9 protein-coding genes are annotated in these 12,301 nt (G+C 57.5%); all 9 read right to left on the bottom strand.

Translation table 11 applies throughout. The annotated features are described in order from the left end of the window. Positions 1-2: 2 nt before the first annotated feature. On the bottom strand, positions 3-449 hold the full coding sequence (gene rplI, locus NP596_RS02840) for a 50S ribosomal protein L9 (protein WP_256613701.1): 447 nt from the start codon (positions 447-449) through the stop codon (positions 3-5). Positions 450-495: 46 nt separating this feature from the next. Beyond that, a complete protein-coding gene (locus tag NP596_RS02835; RefSeq protein ID WP_256613700.1) occupies positions 496-1,407 on the bottom strand; it encodes a hypothetical protein in 912 nt (303 codons plus the stop codon). A 24-nt stretch (positions 1,408-1,431) separates the two neighbouring features. Beyond that, a complete protein-coding gene (rpsR, locus tag NP596_RS02830; protein ID WP_256613699.1) occupies positions 1,432-1,662 on the bottom strand; it encodes a 30S ribosomal protein S18 in 231 nt (76 codons plus the stop codon). Positions 1,663-1,686: 24 nt separating this feature from the next. After that, positions 1,687-2,112 (bottom strand): 30S ribosomal protein S6, encoded by a 426-nt coding sequence (gene rpsF, locus NP596_RS02825; protein WP_256613698.1) that lies wholly within the window; start codon positions 2,110-2,112, stop codon positions 1,687-1,689. Positions 2,113-2,267: 155 nt separating this feature from the next. Beyond that, a complete protein-coding gene (locus NP596_RS02820; protein WP_256613697.1) occupies positions 2,268-3,269 on the bottom strand; it encodes a M14 family metallopeptidase in 1,002 nt (333 codons plus the stop codon). A 119-nt stretch (positions 3,270-3,388) separates the two neighbouring features. Beyond that, a complete protein-coding gene (locus NP596_RS02815) occupies positions 3,389-4,873 on the bottom strand; it encodes an efflux transporter outer membrane subunit (RefSeq protein ID WP_371927889.1) in 1,485 nt (494 codons plus the stop codon). 4 nt (positions 4,874-4,877) lie between these two features. Beyond that, positions 4,878-7,991, bottom strand: a complete 3,114-nt coding sequence (locus NP596_RS02810; RefSeq protein WP_256613751.1) for a multidrug efflux RND transporter permease subunit — start codon at positions 7,989-7,991, stop codon at positions 4,878-4,880. Further along, positions 7,988-11,095, bottom strand: a complete 3,108-nt coding sequence (locus tag NP596_RS02805; protein WP_256613696.1) for an MdtB/MuxB family multidrug efflux RND transporter permease subunit — start codon at positions 11,093-11,095, stop codon at positions 7,988-7,990. Before NP596_RS02805 ends, NP596_RS02810 begins: the two co-directional genes overlap by 4 nt. Before the next feature lie 2 nt (positions 11,096-11,097). Then, positions 11,098-12,252, bottom strand: a complete 1,155-nt coding sequence (locus NP596_RS02800) for an MdtA/MuxA family multidrug efflux RND transporter periplasmic adaptor subunit (protein ID WP_305891661.1) — start codon at positions 12,250-12,252, stop codon at positions 11,098-11,100. Positions 12,253-12,301: the final 49 nt, after the last annotated feature.

Here is a 12,301-nt window from a genome sequence, read left to right as displayed (position 1 = left end):
AATTATTCCGAGACGATTTTAATCGGCAGAGTAACCACTACATCGGTATGCAGATTGATAGCGATGTCGTATGTGCCGACTTGGCGAATCACGCCGTTCGGCATGCGCACTTCGCTTTTTTCAACCTTAACGCCCGCCGCGGTAATGGCTTCGGCAATGGTATGAGTACCGACGGAACCGAACAAGCGGCCTTCGTCGCCGGTTTTGTGAGCGATGGTTACGCTCAATTTGCCGATGGCTTCGCCACGCGCGTTAGCGGCGGCCAGTTTCTCGGCGGCTTGTTTTTCCAACTCGGCGCGACGCTCTTCGAATTCCTTGATTTTGGCGGCGGTGGCTTTGGCGGCCTTACCTTGCGGAATCAAAAAGTTTCTGCCGTAACCTGCCTTAATGGTGACTCTGTCGCCCAAGTTGCCCAGGTTTGCTATTTTCTCAAGAAGAATGACTTCCATCTTTACTTACCTCGTTAATCGACCTATGTCGAAATGATGACCGCGTTTAGCCGGCCGTTGTATTTGAAATTTTATTACGTAAGTTCAACCAGTTATCGATCAAGCCAACGACGGCTATGATCGCCATCACGTGCGGAATGATCACCAACGTCAGGTACAGAAACGGCACCATGAACCGGCTGCCTTTCATGACCGCGAAACAAGCATGCAGTACGGCGGTACCGATAAAGGTATACAGCACGAACAGCACCAGCAGCATGTTCCAGCAAACCTCGGCCAGCGCGCCGGACGATAAAGCGGCTACCGCAATCAATAGCATCGTGGCCACCGCCAGCTGAGCGTGGCCTTTCATGGCCAAAAACTCGGTTCTGAATCCGCCCGGATTGTAAAGCGCCGCCTGCCACCATCTGGCCAGGAACAAGCCGAACAACAAGCCGTACACACTGCCGGCGGCAATAGCCCCGGTCATGAAATGGGCAAAAGCTTGCGCCGATTGCTTGATTTGTTCGATAGGCACATCCGGTTTCGCGTCCAACATAGGTTGCATCATCACCGATAACACCCCACCCCAGACTTGGGCCGGTTGCGGTTGATAGGCGTAGAAAGCCAACACGGCCGCCACGCCCAGCAACACGGCAATCTCTATCGCCACCGCCAGATTTCTACCTTCGCGCAGCACTATGGAGATCAGCCAAACCGGCGTCCACAACACCACGCCGTACAACAAGGCGAATTGATAACCGATTTTCAAGAACACGCTGAGTATAGCCGCCGCCAAACAGGCGCACACCAGCACATACAAACCTTCTTTACCGCCCCTACGCAAAGTGACCAATGCGACCGAAGCCGAACTTACGATACTTGCCGGAGGAAATTTCAATGACAGCAATGCAAAGGCAGCCGCAACCGTCATGGCTTGCAGACGGCCTTTCATGATGTAGGCTGCCAAAAACTGCACGACCGCTCTCCGGCTTACCTTAAATTATTTGTGCGCGTCGCAGAACGGCAGCAGCGCCAGAAAACGGGCCTGTTTAATAGCCGACGTCAACTGTCTTTGATATTTTGCGCTAGTGCCGGTGATGCGGCTGGGAATGATTTTGCCGGTTTCGGTGATGTATTCGCTCAGCAAATCCAGATCTTTATAATCGATCACGGTTGCATCTTCACCGCTGAAGCGGCAGCCTTTTTTACGTCTGATATTGTTACGTGCCATATTAATTCTCTTGATTTAAAAAGTTTATTCGGAATCCGCTTCGGTTTCGCTTGCAACTTCTTCCACAACGTCCGCTTCTTCAGTCTCTTCTTCAACTTCTTTTACGCGGTTGCTGGTTTTTTGACCGTCGTTACCGCTGGTGGCAATGGCGGAAGGCGCGGTAACGGCTTCTTTTTGCAGCAAGGTTTGGCTGCGCAGAATCGCATCGTTAAAGCGGAAACCCGCTTCCAATTCTTCAAGAGTGGCTTGATCGCATTCGATATTCATCAACACATAGTGTGCTTTATGAATTTTTTTGATAGGGTAAGCTAAATGTCTACGGCCCCAGTCTTCCAGACGGTGGATTTTACCTGCAGCCTCTTCGATGGTGGTTTTGTAACGTTCTATCATGGCAGGCACCTGAGCGCTTTGATCAGGGTGTACCAAGAAGACGATTTCATAATGACGCATGATTTCTCCTTACGGTTCAAAAAGCCTCCCGCTCGGACGAGCAGTGAAGCAAGGATTCGGGATGGAATATCCCAAAAACAGACCATTATAAAATCAGGCAAGATTCTTGCAAACTTATTTTTCAACCGCTGCCGGCTTTGCGGCGGCGGGCGCCGTCAAAACGCCAGCCGCTCCATTAAATAACACAGGCAATCCTGCCGAATCACCCGTTCATTCAGGGTCAACATCGACGGCATGGTAGGCCTGGTAATTTGTAATTGGCCGTCCGCCAACCTAAAAAACTTTTCGGTAATCGGCTGTCCATCATTATCTCGCGCCAGCAGCGGCATTCGGGCGCCCCTGACCTTACCGAATACCGTTCCCGCTTGAATTTCGGTGAAATTCAAGCGTTCCAAGTCCCGATCCAGCGACAAATCCGCGGCGGCGTCGTTAAAACCGAAAGCGACATGCTCGTCTATGGTCACCTGCGCCACGGTGTGATAAATATCGACATCCTGCTTGGCTACCGGGTGAGCTGGAAACGCCTGCAAATGCAGGCAACTATCGATAAACTGAAAAGCGTGCTCAACGCCGTGCGGTTGGTCCGGGCGCCCGCATTCCAGGGTCACCGCCGGACAGAGTTCCGCAAAAGCCGCCGATTGCACACCCTTGGGATGGGTAAAATGCACCATCAAACGGCCGAACAGCGCCCCCAGATGCAGGAAATCATCCTCCAGCTTGTTAATGCAGGCATAGTGCGGGTTGAGCCCGGTATTGTTATGCACATCGATACTGGCGAATAACTCGCGCGCCCGCATCGCATCGCAAATCTGTTGCGTCCAGACCGTTTCCGGCGAATCGGGCAGCGGCGTACCCGGCCAGATGCGATTGAAATCCGGTTGACGATCCAGCCGCCGCAGATTAAAACGCGCCGCTTGGGTATTACCGAAAAACAGACTCAAATTTCTCGGCAGCAGTTGGTTACGATATTTCCGCAACAGCATTTGCAGCGCCAGAAAACCGGTCGGCTCGTTACCGTGCAACAACACCGACACGAACAGCGTATCCGAACGCTTGCCGGGCAAATGAAACAAGGCCGGCTCCGGTATCAGCGTGTAAAGCTGCTCGACGGCAATATCCAGCAGGCCTTCGGGCAAAATATCAAATTGTTTAAGCACTGGGTTGGCGGTCTGATTCGTTTGAATATTAAAAAATAACCTTAAAGCTATTTTATCGCTAAAAATCCGCTATCGTGGCGGGAAAGACGAAACGGTCCATTCATTCCCGACTTGTCCGCTTATTGCATGGGAAACGGCAACACATCCGTCCAGCTGCTGTCGCCGGCCGCGGCATCGCTATCCGGCAAGCTGCCGTCATCCCAGCCGCCGCCCAAGGCCTTGACCAGTTGCACCGAGTAACTCAGCCGTTCGCCCAATACCGCAATCGACGATTTTTCATTCGTCAACGCCGCCGCTTGCGCGGTCATGACGTTCAAATAGCTCACCGTGCCGGCCTTATATTGGTTCTCGGTAATGGTCAATGCGGACCGGGCGGATTGAACCGCCTTGTCGAGCACCAACTGCTCTTCCTGTAGTGTTCGCAAGGCGGACAAACTGTCCTCCACCTCCTGAAAGCCGGTCAACACGGCTTGCCGATATTGGGCAACGCTGACATCGAAACTGTCGACAGCCTGCTTCAGCTGGGCATTTTTGGCACCGCCGTCCAGCAAGGTCCAGGCCGCGGCGGCCGGGCCCAAGGCCCAATAGCGGCTGGCCATGGAAAACAGTTTGGATAGATTGACGGTTTGAAAGCCGTTGGTGGCTGACAAGGTCAGACTGGGAAAATAAGCGGCTTTGGCCACGCCGATTTTGGCATTGGCGGCGGCCACCAAGCGCTCGGCATTGGCGATATCCGGCCGGCGCTCCAATAAGGTCGACGGCACCCCCACCGGAATTTGCGGCAAGCTGCCTGGGAGCTGTTCGGTACGCGGCAAATTCAATTCCGCCGGCGATTTGCCGATCAACACCGCCAAGGCATGCTCCATTTGCGAACGCGACACCCCCACATCGATGGCTTGCCCCCGGGCCGCTTCCAGTTGCGCCTCCGCCTGCAACACATCGTTGCGCGCCGCCACGCCGGCCGCGTAACGGTTGCGGGTAATATCCAGGGTCTTTTGATAAGCGGCCACGGTTTTTTCCAGTAACTGCTGTTGGGCATCCAAGGCCCGCAACTGAAAATAATCCTGCGCCAAAGCGGCCTGGGTGGAAAGCCGCAAGGCCTGCAAGGTGGCGGCGCTGGCTTGGGCGCTACTGGTATCGGCTTCCACCTGGCGGCGCACGCTACCCCACAAATCCGGCTCCCAGGCGATGTTCAACGCCGTACCGAACAGATTGCGGATACCGGATACCGCCACACTCTGCCCGCTGGCCGCCTTGAAGCGGTTGACGCTGCCGGTGACCCCGGCCGTCGGCAGATAAGCCGCGCGCGCCGATTGCACCAAATGCTGGGCCTGCCGGTACTGAGCTTCGGCCGCGACCAAAGACTGGTTGCCGCCGGCAACCTGCTCCTGCAAGGCGTTTAGTTGCGCATCGCCGAAAATTTCCCACCACTTGCCGGGCAGACTATCGTCTCGGGGTTGCGCCTGTTTCCAACCTTTCATTTCCTTGAATTCGGCGGGCACGACCGCTTGCGGCCGTACATAGTCCGGGCCCATGGTGCAACCTGCCAGCAGCACCTGCAAAAACGACAAGGCTAATACGCGCATCGGCATCAACTTTATCATCGGTTTAAATGGCGCGAACGGCATGCCTGCCCTTAAACCAATGCCGGCTGGCGAGACTGAGCCGGTCCAGATACAAATACACCACCGGCGTGGTATACAACGTCAATAACTGACTGACCAACAAGCCGCCGACGATGGAAATCCCCAGCGGCTGCCGGAATTCGGCGCCGTAGCCGGAGGCCATCGCCAAGGGTAACGCGCCCAGCATGGCCGCCAAGGTGGTCATCATGATGGGGCGAAAACGCAACAAACAGGCCTGAAAGATGGCCTCTTCGCTGCCAAGGCCTTGCTCCCGCTCGGCCTGGAGGGCGAAATCTATCATCATGATGGCGTTCTTTTTAACGATACCGATCAGCAAAATCACGCCGATCAAGGCAATGATGCTGAATTCGGTATCGCAGACCATCAGCGCCAAAATGGCCCCCATTCCGGCCGACGGCAAGCTGGACAAGATCGTCAGCGGGTGAATGTAACTTTCGTACAGCACGCCCAACACGATGTAAATGGTTGCCAGGGCCGCCGCGATCAGCCAGGGTTGATTGCTCAACGATTCCTGAAAGGCCTTGGCGCTGCCTTGAAAACTGCCGCGCAGGGTATTCGGCGCACCGATCTTTTTCATACTGTCTTCGATCAATTGGGTGGCATCCGATAACGACACGCCCGGCTTAAGGTTAAAAGACAAGGTGGCGGCGGCGAATTGTCCCTGATGGTTCACGGTCAACGGCGCATTTGTGGATTGAAAACCGGCCAGCGCCGCCAAGGGAATTTGGGCCGTCGAATTTTGCCCGCCGACGCCGGCGGCCGGGCTGACATACAGTTGATTCAATACCCGCGAATTCTGCCAATATTCCGGCGCCAATTCCATGATCACATGGTATTGGTTGAGCGGATTATAAATAACCGACACCTGCCGCTGCCCGAAAGCGTTGTTCAAAGCCGTATCGATGGCCGCCTGACTGATGCCGTAACGGGCGGCTTTGTCGCGGTCCACCCGTAGCGAAACTTGCTGGCCCTTATCCTGTTGGTCGCTATTCACATCGAGCAACTCCGGCCGGGCTTGCAGGGCGGCCAGAATTTTGGGGGTCCACTCCCGCAAATCGTCCAGATTTTCGGTTACCAAGGTAAATTGGTACAGCGCCGCCGAAGAACGGCCGCCGATGCGCAAATCCTGTATCGGCTGCAAAAATAAGCTGGCGCCCGGCTCGTTGGCAAGTTCTTTCCGCAAGCGCTTCATGATAGCGTCGATTGAATCCCGGCGCAGTTCGGGTTCCCGCAATACCGCAAAAATGCGGCCGGTATTGCTGTTTTGCCCGCCGCCGGCAAAGCCGACCACCGAGGTAACCTCCGGGTCTTTTTGCAAAATATCCGCAAACTCGAGCAATTTCTTCTGCATGGCCTGAAAGGAGATACTCTGATCGGCCTGAATGCTGCCGGCCAGCCTGCCGTTGTCCTGCACCGGAAAAAAACCCTTCGGCACGATGGCGTACAAATACACGTTCAAGGCAATGCAGACCAACAAAATCGCCAGCATCAGCGGCGCATGCCGCAAAGCCCAATGCAAACTGACCCGGTAACCGCCCTGGACCCATGCAAACACCCTCTCCAAACCGCGCGCCAGGCGCCCCGGCCGATTCAATTGCGCCGGTTTTAACCAGCGCGCGCACAGCATGGGCGTGACGGTCAGAGACACCAGCAGCGACACCAAAACGGCCGCGGACAAGGTAACGGCAAACTCGCGAAACAACCGGCCGACAATGCCGCCCATCAATAGAATCGGAATGAACACGGCCACCAATGACAGACTCATCGACACCACGGTAAACCCCACTTCGCGGGCGCCGTGCAGCGCGGCCTGAAATGGGGTTTGGCCTTTTTCAATATGCCGGCTGATGTTTTCCAGCACCACGATGGCATCGTCGACCACGAAGCCGGTGGCGATGGTCAGCGCCATCAGGGACAGGTTATCCAGACTGTAACCGCATAAATACATAATCCCGCAGGCACCCAACAAGGATACCGGCACCGCAATGATGGGAATCAGCGCCGACTGCAATTTGCGCAAAAACAGCAGTATCACCATGATCACCAATGCTATGGCGATCAGCAAACTGCGCTCTACCTCGTCGACCGAAGCGCGGATGGTCAGCGACCTGTCCACCGCCACGGATAACGTCATGGCATTGGGCAACAGTGCCTGCAATCGCGGCAGCATGGCCTTGACCCTTTCCACGGTTTCGATGATGTTGGAGCCGGGTTGTTTATTTAGAATCAGCAATACGGAATTGCGGCCGTTCCTGACCCCGGCATTGCGGACGTCTTCCACCGAATCCACCGCCTCGCCCAGATCGGCGACCCGGATCGGCGCGCCGTTGCGGTAAGCTACGATCAGCGGATTGTAATCGGCCGCCCGTTTGACCTGATCGTTGGCCTGAATTTGCCAATGCCGGCCCTGCTCTTCAATGGCGCCCTTGGGACTGTTGACATTGGCGGCGACGATGGCTCCACGCACATCTTCCAGGCTCAGCTGATATTTGGCCAGCATATGGGGATTCAACTCCACCCGTACCGCCGGCAGCGAACTGCCGCCCACCCTGACCTGGCCGATGCCGTCGATTTGGGCGATTTTTTGCGCCAAAATCGTGGAGGCGGCATCGTACATTTGCCCGCGATCGAGGATATCGGAGGTGAGGGATAAAATCAGAATCGGCGAATCGGACGGATTGACCTTGCGGTATACCGGCCGGCTGGGCAATTCGGCGGGCAACAAACGGCTGGAGGCATTGATGGCGGCCTGCACGTCCCGCGCCGCGCCGTCGATGTCGCGGTCCAGATCGAATTGCAGGGTAATGCCCGTCGTCCCGGCGGAACTGGCGGAAGTCATTTCGGCGATGCCGGCAATCCGGCCCAGCGAGCGCTCCAACGGCGTGGCAATGGTGGCGGCCATGGTTTCCGGGCTGGCGCCGGGCAAGCCGGCCGACACCGAAATGGTCGGAAAATCCACCTGCGGCAACGGCGCCACCGGCAACTGCACAAAGGCCATCACGCCGGCCAATGCCAAACCGATGGTCAGCAGGGTGGTTGCTACCGGGCGCCGAATAAACAAAGCCGAGAAACTCATATCGTCCCGGCGTCGCCGGCCCATCCGGCGCGCCAGCGCCGCGACAGATCGTCCAGAGCCAAATAAATCACAGGCGTGGTATACAGCGTCAACAGTTGGCTGAATAGCAATCCGCCGACCATGGCGATTCCCAAGGGATGCCGCAGCTCGGAACCGGCCCCGGAACCCAACATCAAAGGCAGGGCGCCGAGCATGGCCGACAAGGTGGTCATCAAGATCGGCCGGAAACGCAACAGGCAGGCTTGGTAAATGGCCTTGCGCGGCGGCAGGCCTTGTTTGCGCTCGGCCTCCAGCGCAAAATCGATCATCATAATGGCGTTTTTCTTGACGATACCGATCAACAATATGATACCTATCACGGCGATGATGCTCAGGTCCTTACCGGCCGCCATCAGCGCCAACAATGCCCCCACGCCCGCCGACGGCAAGGTCGACAATATCGTCAACGGATGGATATAGCTTTCGTACAGCACGCCCAACACGATATAAACCGTGACGATGGCGGCCAGAATCAACCACAAGGTGTTGTTCAGCGAGGCATTGAAAGCCAGCGCCGCGCCCTGATACTCGGCTTGCACGCCGATCGGCAAACCGATGTCCCGCTTGGCCGTCTCGATGGCGCCGACCGCATCGCCGAGCGAAGCGCCGGACGCCAGATTGAACGAAACCGTCGCCGCCGGAAATTGGTCCAAATGCCCCATGACCAGCGGCGCCATCCGCTCGGATACGCTGGCAACCGCCGACAGCGGCACCAAGCTGCCGTCCGTGCCGGGAATACGCAATTCTTGAATGCCCGCCAGACCGTTCCCGCTGTCCGGACTGGCTTCCAGCACCACCCGGTATTGGTTGGACTGGGTAAAAATGGTAGACACCAAGCGTTGGCCGTAGGCGTTATACAAAGCATTATCGATGGCCGCGGCGGACACGCCCATCCGGCTGGCGGTGGCGCGGTCGATATTCACATACAATTGCAGCCCCTGGTCTTGCATGTCGCTGGCCACATCGCTGAGCTGCGGCAATTCGCGCAACCGAGCCACCAACCGTTGCGTCCAAGCGCTGAGTTCGCTCCAATCCACGGTTTGCAGCGTAAACTGATACTGAGTGCGGCTGACCTGGCTTTCCAAGGTCATGTCCTGCACCGCCTGTAAATAAATGTCGATGCCGGACAGTTTCGCCAATTGCACCCGCAAGCGCCGGATCACGGCCTCGGCGCTGTCTTCGCGTTGGGCATGCGGTTTCAGGTTGATCAGGAAGCGGCCGCTGTTCAGGGTCGGATTGGTACCGTCGACACCGATAAACGACGACAAACTGGCCACCGCCGGATCGGCCAGAATGGCTTCGGCCAGTTTGGCCTGCCGTTCGGCCATGGCGGCGAACGAGATACTGGGCGGCGCTTCGGAAATGCCCTGTATCAACCCGGTATCCTGCAGCGGAAAAAAACCTTTCGGGATGACGGCATACAGCGCCACGGTGAACAGCAAGGTGGCGGCGGCCACCAGCAAGGTCAGACGCCGGCGATTCAATACCCACTCCAGGCTGCGGCCGTAAACGGCAATCACCCGCGCATACCAACCGCCGGCATCGGTCTGTTCGGGCGTTCGGCGCAGCATTCTCGCGCACATCATCGGCGTCAGCGTCAGCGAGATAATGGCGGAAAGCAAAATCGCCACGGCCAGCGTGACGGCGAACTCCCGGAACAGGCGGCCGACCACGTCGCCCATGAATAGCAGCGGAATCAATACCGCCACCAGGGAGACCGTCAGCGAAATAATGGTAAAACCGATTTGTTGCGAACCTTTCAATGCCGCTTGTAAAGGCGGTTCGCCGCGCTCCCGGTAACGGGAAATATTCTCGATCACCACAATGGCATCGTCCACCACAAAGCCGCTGGCGATGGTCAAGGCCATCAGCGTCAGATTATTAATACTGAACCCGGCCAAATACATCACCGCAAAGGTGCCGATCAGGGATAGCGGCACGGCGACGGCTGGAATCGCCGTCGCCGCCGGGTTGCGCAGAAACAGGAAAATCACCATGACCACCAGCGCCACCGCCAGCATTAATTCGAATTGCACGTCCCTCACCGAGGCACGAATGGTCACGGTGCGGTCCGTTAGCGGCGCCACGTCGACGGCGCCGGGCAGCGAAGCCTGTATGCTCGGCAACATCCGTTTAATGCGGTCGGCCACCTCGATCACATTGGCGCCGGGCTGGCGCTGAATATTGACGATCACCGCCGCGGCATTATTGGCCCAGGCGGCCAGCCGCGCGTTTTCGTTGGCCTGCACCGCCTTCGCCACCGCCGACAGTTTTACCGGCGCGCCGTTGCGGTAGGCGATAATCAAGTCTTCGTATTCCGCCGCGCCGCGCAGTTGATCGTTATTATCGATGATGGCGGAACGCGCCGGGCCGTCGAACATGCCCTTGGGCTGATTGACATTGGCGGCCGCAATGGCGGTACGCAAGTCTTCCAGGCTCAAGCCATAAGCCGCCAAGGCTTTTTGATTGGCCTGGATCCGCACGGCCGGGCGCTGGCCGCCGCTGATGCCGACCAATCCGACGCCGGGTAGTTGGGCGATTTTTTGCGCCAGACGGGTATCGACCAGATCCTCGACCTGTGTCAGGGCCATGCTGGGCGACGTGACGGCCAAAGTCAAAATCGGCGCATCGGCCGGGTTGATCTTGTTATAGATCGGCGGCATCGGCAAGTCGTCCGGTAAAAAGTTAGCGGCGGCATTGATGGCGGCCTGCACCGTTTGTTCGGCGACATCCATTGCCAACGCCAAATTAAACTGCAAGGTAATCACCGAAGCCCCGCCGGAGCTGGCGGATGTCATCTGCTTCAGCCCGGGCATTTGGCCGAATTGCCTTTCCAGCGGGGCGGTAACCACCGAGGTCATCACCTCCGGGCTGGCTCCGGGATACAGCGTTACCACCTGTATGGTGGGATAATCGACCTGCGGTAGGGCCGAGATCGGCAGCAAGCGATAGGCCAGGATACCGACCAACAGCAACGCCACCATTAACAGCGAGGTGGCGACGGGCCTTAGAATAAAAATGCGCGACGGGTTGAAGTCCTGCCTGGATGGGGTTTCCGCGGCCATACTCAGGCAGGGTCCCGCCGATGCATCGTGCGGTCGTTTGCAACAGGCGCGCCGTCGGCCGGAATCACCTTGACTCGGCTACCCTCCCGCAGTTTGTCGGCACCGTCGACCACCACCTTTTGCCCCGGCGCTAGCCCTTCCAGTACCGCAACGGTTTCGGCCAGGCCGGGACCGAGTTTGACCGCGCTAACCGTGACGGTATTATCGTCCTTGACCACATATACAAAGCTGCCGGTGGCGCCTTGCTGGATGGCGGCGGTGGGCACCAACGTGGCCGAGGGCCAGTTGTCCAATTTCATCTTGATGTTGACGAACTGATTCGGAAACAAGGCCTTATCGGTATTTTCGAATTGCGCTTTTAGTTTAAAGGTACCGGTGGCAGGGTCGATTTGGTTATCCAGGGCCAGCAACTTGCCGTCGGCCAATTTTTGCCGGCCGGCCCTGTCATAGGCTTCGACGGGTAGCGTACCCGCGACATGCCAGCGCCGCATGACCGCCTGCACACTGTCTTCCGGCAAGGTAAACAACACGCTGATAGGCTGGAGCTGGGTAACCACCACCAAACCGTTGGCATCGTTGACATGCACCAGATTGCCCTGGTCGACCAAACGCAAACCCGCCCGCCCGCTCAGCGGCGCGGTGATTTTGGTATAACTCAACTGTATCTCTGCGTTTGCCACTTGAGCCCGGTCGACCTCTACCGTACCGCGGTATTGCTTGACCAGCGCCTCCTGCGTCGCGGTCTGCTGGGCGGCGATGGAGTCCTGTTCCAGCAGCATCCGGTACCGCTCCAGATCGATCTCGGCATTTTTCAGCAATGCCTCGTCATGCAGCAATTGCCCCTGGGCCTGCTGCAATTGCACCTGAAAAGCACGGGGATCGATTTCCGCCAGCACCTCGCCTTGCTTGACCTGCTGGCCCTCGCTAAAGGCCACCCGGATCAACTCCCCGTCCACCCGCGAATGCAGCGTGACTGTGCGTAGCGGCGTAACGGTGCCCAACCCGTTCAGATAAATCGGCATATCGCCCTGGGTGACGGGCGCAACAGCCACGGCCACCGGGTTTTGGTCGCGGTTTTCGGACGCTCGCTCCGCTCCTGCCTGTTCGGCGCGATGCGGCCAGCCGATGAAATAACCGGCCGCGGCGAGCAGCGTCAATACTATTACCGGGCCCCGCCAAGCCCATGCGCCGGCTTTGCTGGATGCC

The organism is Methylomonas rivi (assembly GCF_024505165.1).
Taxonomy (GTDB): domain Bacteria; phylum Pseudomonadota; class Gammaproteobacteria; order Methylococcales; family Methylomonadaceae; genus Methylomonas; species Methylomonas rivi.
Note: the sequence above shows the minus strand (reverse complement) of the source record. Positions and strands in the feature narration are given on the sequence as shown.

Coding starts and splice junctions, on each gene's coding strand:
- rplI (WP_256613701.1), bottom strand. CDS start 449: ATGGAAGTCATTCTTCTTGAGAAAATAGCAAACCTGGGCAACTTGGGC.
- rpsR (WP_256613699.1), bottom strand. CDS start 1,662: ATGGCACGTAACAATATCAGACGTAAAAAAGGCTGCCGCTTCAGCGGT.
- rpsF (WP_256613698.1), bottom strand. CDS start 2,112: ATGCGTCATTATGAAATCGTCTTCTTGGTACACCCTGATCAAAGCGCT.
- NP596_RS02815 (WP_371927889.1), bottom strand. CDS start 4,873: ATGATAAAGTTGATGCCGATGCGCGTATTAGCCTTGTCGTTTTTGCAG.
- NP596_RS02810 (WP_256613751.1), bottom strand. CDS start 7,991: ATGAGTTTCTCGGCTTTGTTTATTCGGCGCCCGGTAGCAACCACCCTG.
- NP596_RS02805 (WP_256613696.1), bottom strand. CDS start 11,095: ATGGCCGCGGAAACCCCATCCAGGCAGGACTTCAACCCGTCGCGCATT.